The organism is Winogradskyella eximia (assembly GCF_003386165.1).
GTDB lineage: Bacteria > Bacteroidota > Bacteroidia > Flavobacteriales > Flavobacteriaceae > Winogradskyella > Winogradskyella eximia.
Genome location: NZ_QRDV01000003.1, coordinates 321,892 through 342,981, shown reverse-complemented (window position 1 = coordinate 342,981; position 21,090 = coordinate 321,892). Strand labels below are relative to the sequence as shown.

19 protein-coding genes are annotated in these 21,090 nt (G+C 34.1%); 9 read left to right on the top strand and 10 right to left on the bottom strand.

Features of this window, described 5'->3' with window-relative positions; genetic code table 11:
- Window positions 1-24: 24 nt before the first annotated feature.
- The 6 genes from sufD to DFQ10_RS09630 form a co-directional block, all read right to left on the bottom strand.
- Window positions 25-1,338 (bottom strand): Fe-S cluster assembly protein SufD, encoded by a 1,314-nt coding sequence (gene sufD / locus DFQ10_RS09655; RefSeq protein WP_115817205.1) that lies wholly within the window; start codon window positions 1,336-1,338, stop codon window positions 25-27.
- A 152-nt stretch (window positions 1,339-1,490) separates the two neighbouring features.
- A complete protein-coding gene (gene sufC, locus DFQ10_RS09650; RefSeq protein WP_115817204.1) occupies window positions 1,491-2,243 on the bottom strand; it encodes a Fe-S cluster assembly ATPase SufC in 753 nt (250 codons plus the stop codon).
- 4 nt (window positions 2,244-2,247) lie between these two features.
- Window positions 2,248-2,658, bottom strand: a complete 411-nt coding sequence (locus tag DFQ10_RS09645; RefSeq protein WP_115817203.1) for a hypothetical protein — start codon at window positions 2,656-2,658, stop codon at window positions 2,248-2,250.
- A gap of 22 nt (window positions 2,659-2,680) precedes the next feature.
- Window positions 2,681-4,129 carry a Fe-S cluster assembly protein SufB gene (sufB, locus tag DFQ10_RS09640; protein ID WP_115817202.1) on the bottom strand — a complete coding sequence of 483 codons (1,449 nt, stop codon included), beginning with the start codon at window positions 4,127-4,129 and terminating at the stop codon, window positions 2,681-2,683.
- Between the two features lie 15 nt (window positions 4,130-4,144).
- Window positions 4,145-4,474 carry a HesB/IscA family protein gene (locus tag DFQ10_RS09635; RefSeq protein WP_115817201.1) on the bottom strand — a complete coding sequence of 110 codons (330 nt, stop codon included), beginning with the start codon at window positions 4,472-4,474 and terminating at the stop codon, window positions 4,145-4,147.
- A 151-nt stretch (window positions 4,475-4,625) separates the two neighbouring features.
- Complete coding sequence (locus DFQ10_RS09630) at window positions 4,626-4,850, bottom strand: hypothetical protein (RefSeq protein ID WP_115817200.1); 225 nt, start codon at window positions 4,848-4,850, stop codon at window positions 4,626-4,628.
- 311 nt (window positions 4,851-5,161) lie between these two features.
- On the opposite strand from DFQ10_RS09630, the gene thiL reads away from it, so the two are divergent.
- Window positions 5,162-6,214, top strand: coding sequence for a thiamine-phosphate kinase (gene thiL / locus DFQ10_RS09625; protein WP_115817199.1), 1,053 nt, complete (start codon window positions 5,162-5,164; stop codon window positions 6,212-6,214).
- 295 nt (window positions 6,215-6,509) lie between these two features.
- On the opposite strand, the gene DFQ10_RS09615 is transcribed toward thiL, so the two are convergent.
- Window positions 6,510-6,752, bottom strand: coding sequence for a hypothetical protein (locus DFQ10_RS09615; protein ID WP_115817233.1), 243 nt, complete (start codon window positions 6,750-6,752; stop codon window positions 6,510-6,512).
- Between the two features lie 78 nt (window positions 6,753-6,830).
- Window positions 6,831-7,607 carry an alpha/beta fold hydrolase gene (locus DFQ10_RS09610; RefSeq protein ID WP_115817197.1) on the bottom strand — a complete coding sequence of 259 codons (777 nt, stop codon included), beginning with the start codon at window positions 7,605-7,607 and terminating at the stop codon, window positions 6,831-6,833.
- 94 nt (window positions 7,608-7,701) lie between these two features.
- Between DFQ10_RS09610 and DFQ10_RS09605 the strand changes: the two genes are divergently transcribed.
- The 3 genes from DFQ10_RS09605 to DFQ10_RS09595 are packed head-to-tail and all read left to right on the top strand — an operon-like array spanning window position 7,702 to window position 11,264.
- On the top strand, window positions 7,702-9,255 hold the full coding sequence (locus DFQ10_RS09605; RefSeq protein WP_115817196.1) for a serine hydrolase: 1,554 nt from the start codon (window positions 7,702-7,704) through the stop codon (window positions 9,253-9,255).
- A complete protein-coding gene (brnQ, locus tag DFQ10_RS09600) occupies window positions 9,256-10,563 on the top strand; it encodes a branched-chain amino acid transport system II carrier protein (RefSeq protein ID WP_115817195.1) in 1,308 nt (435 codons plus the stop codon).
- The gene (locus DFQ10_RS09595) at window positions 10,560-11,264 is read left to right on the top strand and encodes a DNA adenine methylase (RefSeq protein ID WP_115817194.1); all 705 of its coding nucleotides are present in this window, start codon (window positions 10,560-10,562) and stop codon (window positions 11,262-11,264) included. The genes brnQ and DFQ10_RS09595 overlap by 4 nt, the downstream gene beginning before the upstream one ends.
- A 22-nt stretch (window positions 11,265-11,286) precedes the next feature.
- Here the strand turns inward: DFQ10_RS09595 and DFQ10_RS09590 are convergent, their stop codons facing one another.
- Window positions 11,287-12,210, bottom strand: coding sequence for an EamA family transporter (locus DFQ10_RS09590; RefSeq protein WP_115817193.1), 924 nt, complete (start codon window positions 12,208-12,210; stop codon window positions 11,287-11,289).
- A gap of 89 nt (window positions 12,211-12,299) precedes the next feature.
- Window positions 12,300-13,592 carry an aminopeptidase P family protein gene (locus tag DFQ10_RS09585; RefSeq protein WP_115817192.1) on the bottom strand — a complete coding sequence of 431 codons (1,293 nt, stop codon included), beginning with the start codon at window positions 13,590-13,592 and terminating at the stop codon, window positions 12,300-12,302.
- Between the two features lie 211 nt (window positions 13,593-13,803).
- Between DFQ10_RS09585 and DFQ10_RS09580 the strand changes: the two genes are divergently transcribed.
- From DFQ10_RS09580 to DFQ10_RS09560, 5 genes are all read left to right on the top strand, one after another.
- The gene (locus DFQ10_RS09580; protein WP_115817191.1) at window positions 13,804-16,647 is read left to right on the top strand and encodes a WD40/YVTN/BNR-like repeat-containing protein; all 2,844 of its coding nucleotides are present in this window, start codon (window positions 13,804-13,806) and stop codon (window positions 16,645-16,647) included.
- A gap of 7 nt (window positions 16,648-16,654) precedes the next feature.
- Window positions 16,655-17,527 carry a hypothetical protein gene (locus DFQ10_RS09575; protein WP_115817190.1) on the top strand — a complete coding sequence of 291 codons (873 nt, stop codon included), beginning with the start codon at window positions 16,655-16,657 and terminating at the stop codon, window positions 17,525-17,527.
- A gap of 93 nt (window positions 17,528-17,620) precedes the next feature.
- Complete coding sequence (locus tag DFQ10_RS09570; protein ID WP_115817189.1) at window positions 17,621-18,292, top strand: succinate dehydrogenase cytochrome b subunit; 672 nt, start codon at window positions 17,621-17,623, stop codon at window positions 18,290-18,292.
- Between the two features lie 12 nt (window positions 18,293-18,304).
- Window positions 18,305-20,317: a fumarate reductase/succinate dehydrogenase flavoprotein subunit gene (locus DFQ10_RS09565; protein ID WP_115817188.1), complete on the top strand. Its 2,013-nt coding sequence runs from the start codon at window positions 18,305-18,307 to the stop codon at window positions 20,315-20,317.
- Between the two features lie 10 nt (window positions 20,318-20,327).
- The gene (locus DFQ10_RS09560; RefSeq protein WP_115817187.1) at window positions 20,328-21,074 is read left to right on the top strand and encodes a succinate dehydrogenase/fumarate reductase iron-sulfur subunit; all 747 of its coding nucleotides are present in this window, start codon (window positions 20,328-20,330) and stop codon (window positions 21,072-21,074) included.
- Window positions 21,075-21,090: the final 16 nt, after the last annotated feature.

Genomic DNA, 21,090 nt, shown 5'->3' with positions numbered 1-21,090 from the left:
TACATTATATTTTTTTGGTAAAACTTATAAGTCAAACCCAATATTTACACCTAATTTCTTGGCGATAATCTTAGTAATTCTGTTTTTAAGTTCAGGTATTTTAACGGAATCCATAACGTTGTTACTAAAAGCAAACATTAGCAATGCTCTTGCTTCTTTTTCCGGAATTCCTCTAGAACGTAAATAAAACATAGCACTTTCATCTAACTGACCAATTGTACAACCGTGAGAACATTTTACGTCATCTGCAAAAATCTCAAGTTGAGGTTTAGTGTTGATGGTAGCCTTGTCGCTCATTAAAATATTGTTGTTGGCTTGGAATGCATTTGTTTTCTGCGCTAACTTTTCAACAACAACTTTACCATTAAAAACACCAGTTGAGCTATCGTTAAAAATACCTTTGTAATCTTGGTGGCTTTCACAATTTGGCTCAATATGATGCACTAAAGTATTATGGTCTACATGTTGCTTATCTCCAATAATGGTAATTCCTTTCATGGTAGAATCAATACGTTCGCCATTTTGGTAGAAGTTAAGATTGTTTCTTATTAATTTACCACCAAAAGAAAACGTGTGCACTTTAGCTAAGCTTTCTTGTTTTTGATTTATGTAAGTGTTGTCAATTAATGACGCACTTTGTTTATCATTCTGAATTTTATAATAATCTACGATGGCACGTTTGTTAGTAAATATTTCAGTCACCGAATTGGTTAAAACAGGATTGTCTGTTAAACTCTGATGACGTTCAATAATCTGAACATGTGCATTTTCATTAACTACAATTAAGTTACGAGGTTGTAACATTACTGCAGCTTCGTTTCCTGTAGAAAAATGTATAATTTGAATAGGCTTTTCAACCACTTTATTCTTTGGAATATTAATGTATGCACCTTCATGAGAAAATGCAGTATTCAATGAAGATAAACCATCTTTTGCAGCAATTTTATTGAAATAATTATCAATAATTACCTTGTATTTAGGTTTGGTTAAAGCGGCAGACATTAAGCATACATCTAAACCATCATGTGTAGTTTGTGATAAATGTGAAGCATACTTACCGTCGATAAAAATGATTTTATACGCATCAATTTCGTGTATAAAATATTTCTTTACATCTTTAAATTCAATGTCATTTTCAATCGTAGGAAAAACGCTATAATCGTGTTTTAAAATTGAATTCAACGATGTGTATTTCCAATCTTCTAATCGCTTAGTAGGAAATCCTTCAGCTTCAAAAGTCTTTATGGCTTCAGTTCGAATATCATGTACTGAAGAATTCACATCTACTGTGTCTTCAAATGCCATAAACGACGATACTAATTTTTCTTTTAAACTCATGTTTTTAAGTCTTCAGTAATAAGTCTTTAGTCTTCAGCTTACTCAATGGTAAACTATATCTGTAGAATTAATACTTTATTTAATGTTTTTGCTATATGCGGTAACATCTTAGCAAGCAAATGCTTACTAAAAAACGGACCACTGCTTATTAATTAAGCGTCAACCTCTTCTTTAATCCAATCGTAGCCTTTAGCTTCTAGCTCGTGTGCTAATTCTTTTCCTCCTGATTTTACAATTTTTCCATTGTATAAAACATGAACAAAATCTGGTACAATGTGGTCTAATAAACGTTGGTAGTGTGTAATAACAATAACAGCGTTGTCTTTAGATTTTAACTTGTTTACACCATTAGCAACAATACGAAGTGCATCAATATCTAAACCAGAATCAGTTTCATCTAAGATGGCTAATTTTGGCTCTAACATTGCCATTTGAAAGATTTCGTTACGTTTCTTTTCTCCACCAGAAAATCCTTCGTTTAGAGAACGCGATAAGAACTTACGGTCAATTTCTAAAAGCTCAGATTTTTCACGAATCATCTTCAACATATCCTTAGCTGGCATGTCTTCTAAACCTTTTGCTTTACGTGTTTCGTTAATCGCTGTTTTCATAAAATTAGTAACACTAACTCCAGGAATTTCTACAGGATATTGAAACGATAAAAACACACCTTTGTGTGCACGTTCTTCAGCAGCTAATTCATCGATGTCTTCGCCTTCTAATAATATATTTCCTTCCGTAACTTCGTATTCTTCTTTACCAGCAATTACTGAAGCTAACGTACTTTTTCCTGAGCCATTTGGACCCATTATTGCGTGAACTTCTCCTGCTTTTACTTCGAGATTAATACCTTTTAATATGGCTTTGTCTTCTATACTTGCGTGCAAGTTGTTGATCTTTAACATAGTCTTATTTTGCTAATTTTATAACGTCTTTTGATTCTGGGTTTGGTGCTTCCACCTTTAATATTTCTTTTATTTCAACTCTAAAAGGCCAACCTTCTTCGCCTTCTGGTTTTTCAAACTTTCTAACACGTACAGTTACTGGAACCATATCGGTTGCTTCCTTTTTAAAAGCCTTTACTTGTTGTTCTAAAAGCTGCAGGTTGTCGTCTATTACTACACCATAAATTTCTTTAGGTGTTTGTAAAACGGCAGCATCTCCATAATACACAAATTCGCCTTTTAAAGTCACAAGTCCGTCATTTTGATCGTATGACTTTGCTCTATTCTCTTCTAAATTAACATCGCTAGTTTTTGTTTCGTTTTTACATGAAAACATAACTAATGCAATAATAACGATAAGGTTGATTTTTTTCATTTTGAAAAATTTTGCAATTATTTTATCCTACAGAACCTTCTAAACTAATTTCTAATAATTTTTGAGCTTCTACAGCAAATTCCATTGGTAACTTATTTAGTACATCTTTACTAAATCCGTTTACAATTAAAGCAATGGCTTTTTCTGTATCAATACCTCTTTGGTTACAATAGAAAATTTGATCTTCACCAATTTTACTAGTTGTAGCCTCGTGCTCTATCATGGCACTTTTATTTTTTGCTTCTATATAAGGAAAGGTGTGTGCACCACATTCATTTCCCATTAGTAAACTGTCACATTGCGAAAAGTTACGAGCGTTATCTGCACGAGAACCAATTTGTACTAAGCCACGATAGGAGTTTTGTGATTTACCAGCTGAAATTCCTTTAGATATGATTGTTGATTTTGTATTCTTACCTAAGTGAATCATTTTAGTACCAGTATCTGCTTGCTGATAATTATTAGTTACTGCAATAGAATAAAATTCTCCTACTGAATTATCACCTTTTAAGATACAAGACGGATATTTCCATGTTACCGCAGAACCGGTTTCAACTTGTGTCCATGATATTTTTGCATTTTTCTCACAAAGTCCTCTTTTCGTTACAAAATTGTAAACACCACCTTTTCCTTCTGCATTTCCTGGATACCAGTTTTGTACTGTAGAGTATTTTATTTCAGCATCATCCATAGCAATTAATTCTACAACGGCTGCGTGTAATTGGTTTTCATCTCTACTTGGTGCTGTACAGCCTTCTAAATAAGAGACGTAACTGCCTTCATCTGCAATAAGTAACGTTCTTTCAAATTGTCCTGTTCCTCCTTGGTTAATTCTAAAGTAAGTTGACAATTCCATAGGGCATTTAACGCCTTTTGGAATGTAACAGAACGATCCATCACTAAATACTGCCGAATTTAAAGCGGCATAAAAGTTGTCTTTTGTTGGCACGATGGTACCAATATATTTTCTCACAAGTTCTGGATGCTCTTTAATAGCCTCAGAAATACTCATGAATATAATTCCTTTTTCGGACAATGTTTTCTTAAAAGTTGTAGCAACAGAAACTGAATCTACTACGATATCCATAGCAACATTGTTCATTTTTTTCTGTTCATCAACTGAGATGCCTAATTTTTTATACATGGCTAAAAGATCAGGATCTACATCGTCTAATGTTTTATTAGGATCAACAGCTACTGGTGCAGAGTAATAGGCAATGGCTTGAAAATCTGGTTTTTTATAATGAACATTAGCCCATTCTGGCTCAGTCATTTCTTTCCAAACTTTAAAGGCATCTAATCGCCATTCTGTCATCCATTCTGGCTCTTCTTTCTTTTTTGAAATAGCACGAACGATATCTTCATTTAATCCAATAGGAAATGTTTCAGATTCAATATCAGTAAAAAAACCATATTCGTATTCTTTGGTTTTTAACTCTTCCCTTAAGTCGTCTTCTGTATATTTTGACATGTTTTTGTTTAAATTTTAAAGTGAAAATGATTCACCACAACCGCAAGTTCGGTTGGCATTAGGATTATTAAAAACGAAACCAGTTCCGTTTAATCCACCAGAATATTCTAAAGTTGTACCAATGAGATAGAGAAAACTCTTTTTATCTACGATGATTTTAATATTGTTGTCTTCAAATACTTTATCATCATCAGCCTGTTCTTTATCAAATTTTAAATCATAAGATAAACCAGAACAGCCACCACTTTTTACACCTACTCTAACGTAGTCTGTACTTGGGTTGTAGCCATCGTCAGTCATAAGTTCCATGACTTTCTTTTTTGCGTGATCAGAGACTTTAATCATATTTATTTAACTAGATTAATTCTAAATAGATTGCAAATATACAATATAACGAATGTTTAACCATAGCTACTAACATTATATTAGCATATGATTTCATAAGATTTGACTATAGAAGTTTCTGTCGACCGAAAGCGTAATTAAATAAGTGCTTCTATTTAGGGAAATGTCTTGTTAGGCGATATAATTGCTGTAAGGTATCAGCAATTTGGCTATTGACAACTGTATGGTTCTCAAAATTTCCATGAGAATCTGTAACTACAACGGCTTCGCAATGTCTACAAATAAGTTCAGATGTATGATCCATATAGGTTTTGGATCGTTCAAAATTGTGACCAAATATGGCACAAGGTAGGGCTTTAGGGTTAGTAGGTTTCATTTTGTAATAGTCTTAGGGTATGGCAATTTAAAAAATGAATCCTAAAACATGTTGAAATACGAGATTTTTCGATGAAATACATCCATTTTGTAGGGTATTTGAGAATCTGCTAGTAAAGTAATTCGTTTAAAGTAAGAGAAATAGTATATCTTAAATTGAAAAATGAGAGCTAAAATGGACTTTGTTTTGAGGTCATTAATTGTTTAATTTAGTCATTGTCTATTTTAACTAAAGTTCGTTGACTAAAATATTAGTATATAAATAATGCTATTCATACTAAATATTCGGAAAAAGCATAATATTTTTGCACCATGATTGAAGATAAAAACCCACAGCGTACTCCTTTGAGTGAATTAGGAGAGTTTAAACTTATTGAGCATTTAACGGATCATTTTAAAGTGTCTCAGAAATCGACAATAAAAGGCATTGGTGACGATGCTGCTGTGCTTAATTTTGGAAAAAAACAAATTGTTGTTTCTACGGATTTATTAATAGAAGGTGTTCATTTTGATTTAAGCTATGCGCCTTTAAAGCACTTAGGTTATAAAGCCATTGTTGTTAATCTTTCAGATATATATGCCATGAATGCTGTGGCAACACAGGTTACTGTCTCTATTGCAGTGTCTAATCGTTTTCCATTAGAGGCTCTTGAAGAATTATATGCGGGAATTACATTAGCGGCAAAATTTTATAATGTTGATGTGGTAGGAGGTGATACAACGTCTTCTACTTCTGGTTTAATTATTTCCGTTACAGCTATTGGAGAAGTTGAAAAAGGAAAGGTAGTATTAAGGTCTGGAGCTAAACCAAATGATTTAATTGTAGTAACAGGTGATGTTGGTGGAGCTTATATGGGATTACAAGTTTTGGAGCGCGAAAAAGAAGTCTTTAAGGTAAATCCAAATAATCAGCCAGATTTATCAATGTACACTTATATCATTGAACGTCAATTAAAGCCTGAAGCTCGTAAAGATGTTGTAGAGTTGTTAAAGGAATTGGATGTAAAACCAACGAGTATGATAGATGTTAGTGATGGCATTTCATCAGAAATTATTCATTTATGTAAGCAGAGTAAAGTAGGTGCAGATGTCTATGAAACTAAAATACCATTAGATCCTCAGGTTATTTCTACTTGTGAGGAGTTCAATATAGATAGTACAACGGTTGCATTAAATGGTGGAGAGGACTATGAGTTATTGATGACGATTTCTCAAGAGGATTTTCCTAAAATAAAAGGCAATCCAAATTTAACGGTTATTGGTTATATAACAGAAGAAGATATAGGTATGCATTTGGTGACGAGAGCGGATGAAAAAATTGCAATTATTGCTAAAGGCTGGAATGCTCTTACAAATCAAGAATAAAAAATCTTTGGCTTTTTTCTAAACGTTTTGTGTGTACACGATGCAAAACAGTATTAATTTCTTTAAACTTTGGCGTTAATGGGATAAATTTTCCATTACCGTCAATAGTCATTTCTGATTTGCAATTTTTACACTTGTATTCTTTTACATGGTAAGTCACTTCTTTGGAGACCTTGTAGTCATGTCCAAATAATGAGCAATAAACGTTTTTCATTAACCAGTTTTCTTAGTGAGGGATTATAGTCTTTCAAGGATTGAAATATAAGAAAAAAAGTTACTGAAAAGTTATTAACATTTAACAAATCGACGAACTGAGTGTTTTTCGCTTTAAACGCATCATTCTGTTGTTGTAAATACGTTCTAAGGCCGAGTTTATTTCTTGGTATTTAGGCGTTAGTTCTGTGAGTTGTCCATTGCTGTTGGTTGTCAATTGTTTTTTGCAACAATTGCAAGTGTACTCTTTTACGTGCTTGGTTACTTTTTTGGTCACTTTATAATTATGACCGAACAAATCACAATATAATTTTTTTGGTTTCATAATAGAGTTGTTTACAATTTCTTTTCTAATTTGAGGGGTAAACTTATAAAAAAAAGGCAAACAAAACGTTTAAAGGGATTATTTTTCGATAAAGTGTTTTAAATTGTAAGTTAAATCTGATTTATCTTCGATGTGACTCATGTGACCTTCAGAAAAATTTACATAATCAATTTCAGTATTTTTTATTTGGTTGATAAGAGACGCACCATCAATTAAACCATCTTTCTCGCCAATAATAATAAGCTTTTTAGCCTTTAAATTGTTGAAAACTTTAAAACGATTTGGTCTAAGTTTCATGCCTTCTGAAGCGGCAATGTAACCTTGAAGCGGTGTTTTAAGCGCAATTTGTAGAGCCTCATTAAATTCATTTTGAAACTTATGTTTACTTTCTGGAGCAAATAGATTTGTAAAAGATAAGCGAACCAAATTGTTGAAATTTGTTTTAGCCATTTCATTGGCTCGTGTTCGTAGTTGTTTCTTTTGTTCGTCATCAGCTTCAAACGTAGAATTCATTAAACACAAACCTTCAAACAGGTCAGGGCGTTTTTCAGCTAAAGCCAAAGCCACGTAGCCTCCCATGGAGTGACCAATAAAATGCGCTTTTTTAATTTTTAAATCTTCTAATGTAGCCAGTACGGCTTCTGCCATATCATCCATGGTGTGCACATAGCCAATGCAATCGGTCTGACCATGACCCAGTAAATCGATACTTATAACTTGATGTGATTTGGAAAATTCTGGAATTATATTTTTCCACATTTCTATGGTTTCAAGAAATCCATGAAGTAAAACTATCGCTTCTCCTTTACCTTCAGTAGTATAATGAATGTTGCTATTTTTGTAGTCTAATATCATAACCGCAAAGATAATTTAAGGAATTGTTTTCAGTCTTAAATCCATATAACATTTTACTATCTTTGAAAACACTCAAAACTAATTTCAGTATTCAATGTTTATAAAACGATTATTTACAGCACTCTTTTTTGTTTCGGCTTTTATTTTAAATGCTCAAATTGAAGAACAACAACTCGATAATCTCATAAATGAAACCCTAACCACTTTTGATGTGCCTGGCATTTCTGTTGGTATTTTTAAAGACGGTAAGGTGGTTTACTCTAAAGGGCATGGAGTACGTTCGTTAACCAATAAAAAAGTGATGACTGACGAAACGTTAGTTGGAGTTGCATCCAATAGTAAAGGATTTACGTGTTTTGCTTTGGCGATGATGGTTGATGCTGGTAAATTGAATTGGGATGATAAGGTGCGTAAGCATATTCCAGAATTTCAATTGCATGATGCTTGGGTGACTCAAGAATTTACAGTGAGAGATTTAGTAACACATCGCAGTGGTTTAGGATTAGGTGCAGGAGACCTAATGTTTTTTCCTGAAGGCAGTGATTTTGATGTAAGCGATGTTATAAATAATGTGAAATATTTAGAACCTGAAAGTTCATTTAGAAGTGAATTTAAGTACAATAATAATATGTTTATTATCGCAGGTGAAGTTTTAAAACGTGTAAGTGGTTTGTCTTGGGAAGAGTTTATTGAAACCAAGATTATGAAGTCCGTAGGGATGACGAGCAGTAAGGCTTCTTATAATCGTGTAACTGATAAATCGAATATTATTGATGCGCATACTATGGCAGAGGGTAAAGTGATTCAAATTCCGCACGACTGGAGTGAAACCGCTAATCCTGCTGGTGGAATTGTGAGTAATGTTACAGATATGTTGACTTGGGCTCAATTTTTAATGAATGATGCTGTTACTGAGAATGGTGAGCGTCTATTAAGCGCTAAACAATTTCATGAACTTTGGCAATTACAAACTCCTTTAAATGTATATCCTAATGATTCGTATAATTCTAACTTTAAAGGTTATGGATTAGGTTGGTTTGTCGCTGATGTTAAGGGAGGACATAAGCAGGTTTATCATACAGGAGGCTTATTAGGTACGGTTACACAATTTACTATGATTCCAGATTTGGATTTAGGTATTGTAGTACTAACAAACCAAATGAATGGTTCTGCTTTTAATACCATTACTAATACTATTAAGGATGCTTACTTGGGCTATGAAAATAGAAATTGGTTAGAAAAATATGGTCAACGCAATACGGATTACATTAAATATAATGATAGTATAAAAGCTGCGGTTTATAATAAAATTGAAAAGGCTAAAAAGCTAAAAACATTGCCAAAACCAGAACATATCATTGGTACATATACAGATGATTGGTTTGGGGATGTTATTATTTCTCATGATGCCAAAAAAGGTTATACTATAAAAAGTAAACGCTCTTCAAGATTGTATGGTGAATTACTACCCTTAAATGCTACAACATTTGTTGCAAAATGGAATGATAGAAGTTATGATGCAGATGTTTATGTGCAATTTACTTTTAATGAAAAAAGTGAAGCTGTTTCTGCAACTATGAAATACATTGCTCCTATTACAGATTTCAGTTTCGATTTTCACGATTTAGAACTTAAGAAAACCAACTAGGTGGATATAAAACGAAAAGAACTATTAATTACCAGTTTCGCATTGTTCTCATTATTTTTTGGAGCAGGTAATTTGTTGCTGCCACCTTTATTGGGTTATAACTCCGGAGACGATTGGGTTTGGGTTACTATTGGTTTTATGATAACCGCTGTGGTCATTCCAATACTTGGGATTCTTGCTCATGCTAGGCTTCAAGGGACATTATTCGATTTTGGAAAAAAAGTATCTCCAACATTCAGTTTAATATACTGTATCTTAATCTATGTTATTGCTGTTGCTATTCCATCACCAAGAACGGCTGCTGCAACACATGAAATTGCTGTTTTTCCTGCTTTTGGGACGAGTCCTTTAGTAACAAGTGCTATTTATTTTTCGCTGGTATTAGTTTTTGTGCTTAACCGTTCAAAAATATTAAGCCTCATCGGAAAATTTTTAACACCGTTTATTGTTATTATGCTTTTGGCTGTAATAAGTATTGGTTTGTTTTCTTCTGAATTTAATACAGGGATTTCGCAATTTGAAACGCCTATTGCCACAGGAATTCTAGAGGGCTACCAAACATTTGATGCTATTGGAGCAGTGGTTGTCGGAGCGGTAATCATTATTTCCTTGAATTTTAAAAATATGGCTGTTGAAGCCTACAGTTCTAAACGGACGCTGATTCGGAAGTCAGGGTTCATTGCTGGTTTAGGCTTATTTATTATTTATGCTGGATTAATTTCAGTTGGAGCCTATTTCGGTTCTGAACTTAGTATTAATGCCGAATTAAGTAGTGATATGCAGCGCGCTAATCTTTTGCGAGATATTAGCATTGCATCTTTGGGCGAATTTGGAAATACCGTTTTAAGCATATTAATTTCACTAGCTTGTTTTACAACAGCTATTGGTATTGTGGCTGGTACAGCAGATTATTTTAAAGGTTTACTTAATGATTCTCAAGTGGTTTACGTTATTACAGCAATTTTGGCGAGTGGTCTTGGAGTGCTTGTAGGTCAGTTAGATTTTAATTCTATTATTGTTGTAGCCATTCCTGTCTTATTGTTTATTTATCCTATAACCATTGTACTTATTTTGCTCAATGTACTACCAGAAAAATTTGCTACTCCTTTAGTTTTTAGAGCGGTTGTTATTATTACGTTTGTGTTTAGTATTCCAGATGTTGTAGGATTTATTAGTCCAACAGAAGATTTGAAGATATTCACTAATTATATTCCATTTTCAAATCAAAGTTTAGGTTGGGTGCTACCAGCTTTTGTGGCTTTTTTGATTTCGGTATTTGTACAATTTAAACTGAAACGAGCAGAATGAAATACATGGGAAGTAAGGCACGTTTTGCTAAAGATTTATTGCCAATAATTTTAAAAGATAGAAAAGAAAATCAAACCTATCTTGAGCCTTTTGCAGGTGGTATGAATATGATTGACAAAGTTGATGGTGTTAGAATTGCTAACGACCAACACCAAGAACTTATGGCTATGTGGCAAGCCTTAATTAATGATAATTGGGATCCACCACAATTGGTTACTGAGGAAGATTATAAACATATAAAATACAATCAGAAGGAATATCCAAAACATTTAGTGGGTTATGTTGGTTTTAACTCTTTTGGAGGTAAATGGTTTGCAGGTTATAGACGCGACAAAGAAGGTAAGCGTGATTATTGGGGAGAGCATTATCGCAATATTACTAAACAGGTACCCAAATTAGAAGGACTTATTTTATCTTGTAAATCGTATACAGATTTAGAAATTCCTAAACAGAGCATTATTTATTGCGATCCACCTTACGCATCTACAACTAAGTATAGAGATGGTTTTGACCATAATCAATTTTGGGAATGGTGTAGACAACAAAGTGAAGCAGGACACCAAGTCTTTATTAGTGAATACAATGCACCCGAAGATTTTGAATGTGTATGGGAAAAACCAGCAAAAACAACTTTTTCTTGGCATGCCGAAAATTTAGCACCTAAAGTTGCTTTAGAGCGGTTGTTTGTTTTTAGAGGTTAAGCTTAAGTGTTTTTTTTCTGATTTATGTGTCTTTGTCAAACCGTTTGAAAAGGGTGAGCATTTTTTTTGTATTAATAAAATAGACTCCAGTAAGTAAAAGGGCAGCTGCAATTATAGATTGTAAGGAAATAGTTTCGTTTAAAAAATACCAACCTAAAATTAAGGCGACTATTGGGTTTACATAAGTAGAGGTCGCTACTTTTTCAGGGGAAACCTTGCTGAGTAGGTAATTAAAAGCAGTAAAAGCAACAATACTTCCAAAAATGATAAGCATTAACATAGAGTTGATGACTTCAGTATTCCAACTAGATAATGGGAGTCGTTCTTCTCCAATTATAAAGCTAGCGATTAATAACATGCTACCTCCAAATAGCATTTGGTAACCTGTATTTACAAAAAAGTTTGAAGGTAAGTCAGCTTTCGCAACAAAAAGACTGCAATAAGCCCAACTTAGCATACAGATGAAAATCATAATCATACCCGTAATCATGCCTTCTTTTCCAATCATTTCGCGTTGGCTGACCAATAGGTAAATTCCGATACATCCAATTATAACACCTAAAATGGACATGGGTTGTATTCTCTTACCTTCGAAAAGTCGCAATAAAATGAGTACAACTAAAGGTTGTGCTGAAATTTCTAAAGCAGCAAAACCACTATCCACATACTTTAATGCCCAAACCACTAAGCCGTTTCCGATGGTTAAAAATAAAAAACCAGCAATTAAGGTATTTCGGATTTGAGGTTTTGTAATCTTTAAAGGGATTTTTAAAATTTTTGCAATAATAAAAATTAGAATACTTGCTGTTATAAAACGAATTGAAGCGGCATAAAATGGTGCAATTTGACTAACTAAAATTTTGTTAAGTAGGTACGTAGAACCCCAAATGACATAAATAGAAAAAAAGGATAATAACACATATAGACGTTCTTTGGTCAATTTCATGCCTTTGGAATTAGGAGTCAATATTAATCAAAAAAACTTGCAGGCTGCATTATGAGCTTGCAAGTTTTTCAATAGTTATGTTGTTGAAATTATGAATTCATTATATCCTCAATCTCTTCGACTTCAATAGGGATATTACGCATCAAATTAAAAGGTTCTCCAGTTTCTTGAATAACTACGTCGTCTTCTAAACGAATACCAAAACTTTCATCTGGAATGTAAATTCCTGGCTCTACAGTAAAGACCATGTTAGCCTGCATAGGTTCCGTTAAAATACCATAATCATGTGTATCTAATCCCATGTGGTGAGAGGTACCGTGCATAAAATATTTTTTGTACGCTGGCCAATCTGGGTTTTCATTTTGCACATCAGCTTTATCTAAAAGGCCTAAACCTAAAAGCTCAGAAGTCATAATTTTACCAACTTCAATGTGGTATTGTTCCCATATTGTGCCTGGAACTAGCATTTTAGTTGCTTCATTTTTAACTCTATTTACCGCGTTATAAACGGCTTTTTGTCTATCGTTAAATTTGCCAGATACAGGAATTGTACGCGTCATATCGCTAGAGTAATTTGCGTATTCTGCACCAGCATCAATTAATATTAAATCGCCAGCTTTACATTGTTGGTTGTTTTCAATATAGTGTAATACGTTTGCATTGTTTCCTGAGCCAATAATTGGAGTATATGAAAAGCCTTTAGAGCGGTTGTTTAGGAACTCGTGCATAAACTCAGCTTCTAAGTTGTATTCCCATACACCTGGTTTTGTAAATTTTAAAACACGTCTAAATCCTTTTTCGGTAATGTCGCAGGCTTTCTGTATTAAATCTAATTCTATCTGATCTTTTACAGAGCGTAAACGTTGTAAGATAGGGTTGCTTTTGGCAACACTATGAGCAGGATATTTATTCAATAACCATTTGGTAAAACGTGCTTCGCGGGTTTCAGTTTCTACATTTGCTCTGTAATGTTCGTTAGTATTGATATAGACTGTGTCACATTGTGTCATAATCTCAAACATTACTTTTTCCATGTCTTGTAACCAATACACGGTTTTGATTCCTGAGGTTTCAAATGCTTTTTCTTTAGTCAGTTTTTCACCTTCCCAAACAGCAATATGTTCATTGGTTTCTTTTAAGAATAAAATTTCACGATGCTTTTCTTTAGGGCAATCTGGAAATAATACTAAAACACTTTCTTCTTGGTCAACACCACTCAGATAAAAAATATCTCTGTGTTGCTCAAAAGGCAAAGTACTGTCTGCACTTATTGGGTAAATATCGTTAGAATTAAAAACAGCTAAACTATTTGGCTTCATTTGAGCCATAAAGTTTTTGCGGTTTTTTATAAAGAGCTTTGAGTCTATTAAATCATATTTCATGAGCGTAAATTTTATGTTTTATCACACTGAGTGCAGTAGAAATGATTTCTTTGTAAGAGTGTGAAATTTTGATATTTCAGTTCAATATCAAAAGTAGTGAAACTAAAATTGCAAGCAAAAGTCCAAGCTTAGAATCTGTTAAAATTTAAGAGACTTTTAAGACAGTTAATTCTGAAATGCGTAAATTCATAGCTTTAAAAATCCAACCACTATGTTTAAATCAAAATTCCTCACGTTTACCTTTCTTATAAGTGCCTTTTTAGGTTTTTCTCAGCAACCAGCAACTTCTGCAGAAGTCATTAAAGAAGCGTTGGTGAAAAAGCAGAAAATGAAGGAAACATCATTGGTGAAAAATGTGCCTTTTAAAAATATTGGACCAACAGTAATGAGCGGTCGTGTGGTAGATGTGGATGTAAATCCTGACAAGCCATCAGAGTTTTATGTTGGTTACGCATCAGGTGGTGTTTGGTATACCACAAATAATGGTACAACGTTTACACCGATTTTAGATAATTCAGATACTCAAAATGTTGGCGATATAGCTATCGATTGGAAAAACGGAACCATTTGGGTTGGTACAGGTGAAAATAATAGTTCACGATCAAGTTATGCTGGTATTGGTATTTTAAAATCTAGCGATAATGGTAAATCATGGGAACATGTTGGTTTGGAGGATTCTCATCATATTGGTCGTATTCTTATAAATCCTAAAAATCCAGATGAAGTTGTCATTGGAGCAACTGGTCATTTGTATTCACCAAACGAAGAACGTGGAATCTATAAAACCATAGATGGTGGAAAAACTTGGAATAAAACTTTGTTTGTAGATAATATGAGCGGAATTATTGATGTGCAGCATGCACCTGGTAATTTTAAAATCATGTTTGCGTCGTCTTGGACAAGAAATCGTAAGGCGTGGAATTTTACTGGCAACGGAAACAACTCTGCTATATATAAAAGTACAAATGGAGGTGATACTTGGGAAAAAGTATCTACTAAAAAAAGTGGATTTCCAACAGGAGAAGGTGTTGGTAGAATAGGTATTACTATTTATGATGAAAATACTATTTATGCTTTACATGATAGTCAGTTTCATAGAAAAGAAAAGTCTAAAAAGAGTGAATCTTCTGGCTTAACAAAAGCCAATTTTAAAACTATGAGTGTTGACGCTTTTATGAAGCTTGAAGACAAAAAGCTTAACGCATATCTTAAAACTAATGGATTTCAAGAAAAATATAGAGCATCTAATGTGAAGCAACTCGTAAGTAGTGGAAGCGTAAAACCAATTGATTTGGCTCATTATTTAGAAGATGCTAATGCGTTGTTGTTTGATACACCTGTAATTGGTGCTGAGGTGTATAAAAGTACTGATGGTGGTAAAACATGGAAGAAAACACACGACGATTATATTGATGGATTATATTACAGTTACGGATATTATTTTGGGGAAATAAGAGTAGACCCACAAGATAAAAACGGCATTTATATTATGGGAGTTCCTATTTTAAAATCTAAAGATGCCGGAACAACGTTTACTTCAATCAGTCGTGAAAATGTACATGCAGATCATCAAGCGCTTTGGGTAAATCCGAGAAAACAAGGTCATTTAATCAATGGTAATGATGGTGGGCTAAATATGAGTTATGATGATGGTGAAAGTTGGATAAAACTAAATTCGCCAAGTGTTGGTCAGTTTTATGCCATTAATATAGATAACGAAAAACCATATAATGTATATGGAGGATTGCAAGATAATGGTGTATGGGTTGGTGCAAATAACGCTAGAGAAGATAAAAGCTGGCATCAACAAGGGCAATACCCTTGGGAAACAATAATGGGTGGCGATGGCATGCAAATTCAAATTGATAGTAGAGATGCAAATATTGTTTACACAGGTTTTCAATTTGGGAATTATTTTAGAATTAATCGTGAAACAGGAGACCGAAAATATATTCAACCAAAACATACTTTAGGTGAAACACCTTATCGATTCAATTGGCAAACGCCAATATTATTGTCGCCTCACAATCAAGATATTTTATACTTAGGAGGCAACAAGTTGATGCGTTCTATGAATAAAGGCGATGATTTTGAAGCTATAAGTGATGATTTAACCAATGGAGGAAAAAAAGGAAACGTAGCATACGGAACTTTAACGTCTATTAGCGAAAGTCCATTTAAATTTGGATTAATTTACACAGGTAGTGATGATGGTGTAATCAACGTAACAAAAAATGCAGGAGGAAGCTGGACGACAATTTCAAATACATTGCCAAAAGATTTATGGGTAAGCAGAGTTATCGCTTCACAACATAAAAAAGAGCGTGTTTACGTAACTTTAAATGGTTACCGATGGGACAATTTTAAGGTATATGTTTATATGAGTAATGACTATGGGCAAACGTGGAAGGATATTAGTAGCAATATTCCTTCTTCACCAGTTAACGTCATTAAAGAAGACCCATTAAAAGAAAATCTATTGTATCTCGGAACCGATAATGGTGCATATGTGACTTTTAATATGGGCGAATCTTGGGAAGCATTTTCTAATGGATTACCAAATGTTGCGGTACATGATATGGTTATTCAGCCAGAAGCTAAAGATTTATTAATAGGAACTCATGGTCGAAGTATTTATAAAACAAATATTGAAGCACTTCAAACTATAGATGTTGAAAAGGTTACAGATGATATCACATTTTTAGATGTAGAATCAGTTAAACATTCAAGAAGTTGGGGAAGTGCTTGGAGTCCTTGGTTTGATGCTTTTGAGCCAGAAACTACGATTAAATTCTATAGTAAATCTTCAGGAAATAAGACTTTAAAGGTTTTATCTGAAAAAGGAGCAGAATTGTATAGTATCTCTGCAAAGGTGGAAAAAGGCTTTAACTACGTAGATTACAAATTAGAGGTTACTGAAAAAGGAAAAAAAGCCCTAATGAAAGAAGATTCTTCAGTCCATTTTAAAGAAACAGGCAATAAGAAATATTATTTACCAAAAGGCGTTTATACTATAAGTATAGATAATTCAAAAACTACTTTTGAAGTTAAATAATAATAAAATGAAAAATTTCACATCAGTATTGGTATTGTTAATCTTTGGCATGACTTTCTCTTGTGGAGAGGATATGGACGACTCGCTACAACCAACAGAAGCAAACCTCATTATTAAGTTGAATTTCGATGCCAGCCAGCCTCGCTTAGATAATTTAGGGCAACCAGCTATAATTCCAGATGGAAATGCGGCTCAAACTCCAACAATTCAAAAAATGAGTGCCAATTATATTGAGTTTGCTCCAATGGCTACAACTCAATTAGGACAAGGAGAGGTGGTTTTTGTAGGGGAAGAAACTAATGCTGGTAATGCTACAGCAATTGATTTTAAGCAGTCCATTTTCGCGGGTGATGATGAAGTGTTTTTGAGTATTCCGTTGAGTGAAGTAGCTTCAGGTTCTTATGAATGGGTTAGGGTGTCATTAGCATATCAGGAAGGAGATATTAAGGTTTTAAATAACGGTTCTGAAATTACAGGAACACTAGCAAGCTTTGTTGGTTACAACAATTACATCACGTCATTTGATTTAAATGGAAGTACAATAACAGTTAATGATGATGTGTTACAAGGTTTTTGGGCTTTTGAAGCTTTGGGCTTTACATCTCAAGGACAAGCGCCAGCTGGAGCCACTACGGTTCCAAATCCTTTGTTTGAAACCTCTCCAGTGCCTCAAGGGTCTTGTATAGTGACTGGGCAATTTTCTAATGCGTTTATAATTACAGGAAACGAAACAGAAGATGTTACAGTTACGTTGTCCTTCTCAGTTAATAATAGTTTTGAGTGGATAGAAGTTAATGCAGATGGTAAATACGAACCTTCTATTGGGGAACAAGTTGTTGATATGGGACTTAGAGGATTGATTCCTGTGGCTTCTAATTAAAACCATTCTAAATAAATTAATTATCAATGATCGCAGTTGGCTGAAAGCCATTTGCACTGTATCTTTGTTAGACTAAAATAAACTAGATTTACAATGAGCGGAATTCTAAATTCGTCGATTGGAAGAAAGTTTGCCATGGCACTTTCGGCACTCTTCCTTATGATTTTTGTACTACAACATTTTGTTATCAACCTTTTTTCAGTTTTAAGTCCAGACACTTTTAATGAAATATCTCATTTTATGGGAACATTTTGGGTTGTTCAATATGTAATTCAACCTATTTTAATTATTGGTGTAATTTTTCACTTTGTAATGGGTTTTGTATTAGAAATCAAAAACAAAAAAGCAAACGGTGTTAAGTATGCTAAAAATAATGGTGCTGCAAATTCTACATGGATGAGCAGAAACATGATTTGGAGTGGAGGCTTTATCCTTGCATTTTTAATTATTCACTTTATTGATTTCTGGATTCCAGAAATTAACACAAAGTATATTATTGGTGATATGTCTGGAATGCACAATGGTGAGTTCAGATATTTTCACGAATTACAAGAGAAATTTGTTCCTATTTGGAGAGTTGCACTTTACATTGTAGGTTTTGTGTTTTTAGCACTTCACTTATTACATGGCTTTGATTCTGCATTTCAATCTACAGGTGCAAATAACAAATACACAAAAGGATTACAGGGATTCGGAAAAGCTTATGCGATTTTAGTTCCATTAGGATTTATTTTCATCGCGTTATTCCATCACTTTACTCACTAAAAAATATCTAATATGGCTTTAGATTCAAAAGTACCAAAGGGTCCAATTAAAGATAAATGGACTGATTATAAAAATAAAATTGATTTAGTAAATCCTGCCAACAAGCGTCATATCGATGTTATTGTTGTTGGTACAGGTCTTGCTGGAGGTTCTGCTGCTGCAACTTTAGCAGAACTAGGTTATAATGTAAAAGCATTTGCTTATCAAGATTCACCACGTAGAGCGCACTCCATTGCAGCTCAAGGTGGTATTAACGCAGCAAAAAATTACCAAGGTGATGGTGATTCTACATACAGATTATTTTATGATACTGTAAAAGGTGGTGATTACCGTTCTCGTGAAGCAAACGTTTATCGTTTGGCTGAGGTGTCTTCTAATATTATTGACCAATGTGTGGCGCAAGGTGTTCCTTTTGCACGTGATTATGGTGGATTATTAGACAACCGTTCATTTGGTGGTGTTTTAGTCTCTAGAACATTCTATGCTAAAGGTCAGACAGGACAACAATTATTATTAGGAGCTTATTCTGCAATGAATAGACAAATTGCTCGTGGTAAGATTGAAATGTTTAACCGTCACGAAATGCTAGACGTCGTTATTGTAGACGGAAAAGCAAGAGGTATTATCGCTCGTAATTTAATTACTGGTGAAATAGAAAGACATTCAGCACATGCTGTTGTAGTTGGTTCTGGTGGATACGGAAATGTATATTTCTTATCAACAAACGCTATGGGTTCTAACGCAACTGCAGCATGGAAAATACATAAAAAAGGAGCGTATTTCGCAAATCCTTGTTACACACAAATTCACCCAACATGTATTCCACGTTCGGGAGATTACCAATCGAAATTGACTTTAATGTCAGAATCATTAAGAAATGATGGTCGTATTTGGGTTCCTAAAAACATGGAAGATGTATTGGCAATTAGAGAAGGTCGTAAAAAGCCAACCGAATTGTCAGAAGATGAACGCGATTATTACTTAGAAAGACGTTATCCTGCATTTGGTAATTTAGTACCACGTGATGTTGCATCAAGAGCAGCAAAAGAACGTTGTGATGCTGGTTATGGAGTAAATGCTACAGGTGAAGCGGTTTATTTAGATTTTGCTTCTGCTTTTGAACGCTACGGTAAAGAGCAAGCTAAGATTCATAACATTGAAAATCCTAGTCCTGCAAAAATTAAAGAACTTGGACAGGCTATTGTAGAAGCTAAATATGGGAACTTGTTCCAAATGTATGAGAAGATTATAGATCAAAATCCATACGAGACACCAATGATGATTTATCCAGCAGTACACTACACAATGGGTGGTGTTTGGGTTGATTATAACCTTATGACTACAATTCCTGGTTGTTACTGTATTGGTGAAGCTAATTTCTCTGATCATGGTGCAAACAGACTTGGTGCTTCTGCATTAATGCAAGGTTTAGCAGATGGTTATTTTGTGTTGCCATATACCATTGGAGATTATTTGTCTGATGATATCCGTACCGGAAAAATTCCAACGGATTCCAAAGAATTTGATGAAGCTGAAAAAGAAGTTACAAAGAGAATTAATTTCTTTGTAAATAATAAGGGTACAAAATCTGTTGATTATTTCCATAAGAAATTAGGGAAAGTAATGTGGGACAAGGCAGGTATGTCTAGAAACGCACAAGGCTTAACAGAAGCAATGGCAGAAATTAAAGCTATTAGAGAAGAATTTTGGAAAGAGGTTTATGTACCAGGAACAGCTGACGAAATGAATCCAGAGCTTGAAAAGGCTGGTCGTGTTGCAGATTTCTTAGAGTTAGGAGAATTGTTTGCTAAAGATGCTTTAATGAGAAACGAATCTTGTGGTGGACACTTTAGAGAAGAATCTGCTGAGTTAGATGGTCCTCAAAAAGGTGAAGCTAAGCGTAACGATAAAGACTTTGCATTTGTTGCGGCTTGGGAATATAAAGGAGAACCTGCAGATGCAGTTTTACATAAAGAAGAATTAGAATTTAAAGATATTGAACTAAAACAACGTTCATACAAATAAGAAAGACGATATGAATTTAACACTTAAAATTTGGAGACAAAAAGACTCAAAAGCTAAGGGTCAAATGGTCGATTACAAAGTAACTGAGATTTCAGAACATATGTCTTTCTTAGAAATGATGGATGTTTTAAATGAGCAGTTAGTAAATTCAGGCGAAGAACCTGTAGCATTTGATCACGATTGTCGTGAAGGCATATGTGGAATGTGTTCTATGTACATCAATGGTGAAGCACATGGACCAGATAGAGGCATTACTACATGTCAGTTGCACATGCGTATGTTTAATGATGGTGATACAATTACTATTGAGCCATTTAGAGCAGCAGCATTTCCTGTAATAAAAGATTTAGTAGTAGATAGAATGGCTTTTGAGCGTATTCAGCAAGCAGGAGGTTATATTTCTGTAAACACTTCTGGTAATACGCAAGATGCTAATAATATTCCAATCTCTAAACATGCAGCTGATGAAGCTATGGATGCAGCAACTTGTATTGGTTGTGGTGCTTGTGTAGCAACTTGTAAAAACTCTTCAGCTATGTTATTTGTTGGTGCAAAAGTGTCTCAATATGCATTATTACCACAAGGACAAGTAGAAGCAGCGGATCGTGTAAAAAACATGGTAGCACAAATGGACTTAGAAGGTTTTGGTAACTGTACTAATACAGGAGCTTGTGAAGTAGAATGTCCCAAAGGCATTTCTTTAGAGAATATTGCACGTATGAATCGTGAGTATTTATCTGCGACTCTAAAAGGTTAATACAATACTACATTCC

Coding starts and splice junctions, on each gene's coding strand:
- sufD (WP_115817205.1), bottom strand. CDS start 1,338: ATGAGTTTAAAAGAAAAATTAGTATCGTCGTTTATGGCATTTGAAGAC.
- sufC (WP_115817204.1), bottom strand. CDS start 2,243: ATGTTAAAGATCAACAACTTGCACGCAAGTATAGAAGACAAAGCCATA.
- DFQ10_RS09645 (WP_115817203.1), bottom strand. CDS start 2,658: ATGAAAAAAATCAACCTTATCGTTATTATTGCATTAGTTATGTTTTCA.
- sufB (WP_115817202.1), bottom strand. CDS start 4,129: ATGTCAAAATATACAGAAGACGACTTAAGGGAAGAGTTAAAAACCAAA.
- DFQ10_RS09635 (WP_115817201.1), bottom strand. CDS start 4,474: ATGATTAAAGTCTCTGATCACGCAAAAAAGAAAGTCATGGAACTTATG.
- DFQ10_RS09630 (WP_115817200.1), bottom strand. CDS start 4,850: ATGAAACCTACTAACCCTAAAGCCCTACCTTGTGCCATATTTGGTCAC.
- thiL (WP_115817199.1), top strand. CDS start 5,162: ATGATTGAAGATAAAAACCCACAGCGTACTCCTTTGAGTGAATTAGGA.
- DFQ10_RS09615 (WP_115817233.1), bottom strand. CDS start 6,752: ATGAAACCAAAAAAATTATATTGTGATTTGTTCGGTCATAATTATAAA.
- DFQ10_RS09610 (WP_115817197.1), bottom strand. CDS start 7,607: ATGATATTAGACTACAAAAATAGCAACATTCATTATACTACTGAAGGT.
- DFQ10_RS09605 (WP_115817196.1), top strand. CDS start 7,702: ATGTTTATAAAACGATTATTTACAGCACTCTTTTTTGTTTCGGCTTTT.
- DFQ10_RS09595 (WP_115817194.1), top strand. CDS start 10,560: ATGAAATACATGGGAAGTAAGGCACGTTTTGCTAAAGATTTATTGCCA.
- DFQ10_RS09590 (WP_115817193.1), bottom strand. CDS start 12,210: ATGAAATTGACCAAAGAACGTCTATATGTGTTATTATCCTTTTTTTCT.
- DFQ10_RS09585 (WP_115817192.1), bottom strand. CDS start 13,592: ATGAAATATGATTTAATAGACTCAAAGCTCTTTATAAAAAACCGCAAA.
- DFQ10_RS09580 (WP_115817191.1), top strand. CDS start 13,804: ATGTTTAAATCAAAATTCCTCACGTTTACCTTTCTTATAAGTGCCTTT.
- DFQ10_RS09575 (WP_115817190.1), top strand. CDS start 16,655: ATGAAAAATTTCACATCAGTATTGGTATTGTTAATCTTTGGCATGACT.
- DFQ10_RS09570 (WP_115817189.1), top strand. CDS start 17,621: ATGAGCGGAATTCTAAATTCGTCGATTGGAAGAAAGTTTGCCATGGCA.
- DFQ10_RS09565 (WP_115817188.1), top strand. CDS start 18,305: ATGGCTTTAGATTCAAAAGTACCAAAGGGTCCAATTAAAGATAAATGG.
- DFQ10_RS09560 (WP_115817187.1), top strand. CDS start 20,328: ATGAATTTAACACTTAAAATTTGGAGACAAAAAGACTCAAAAGCTAAG.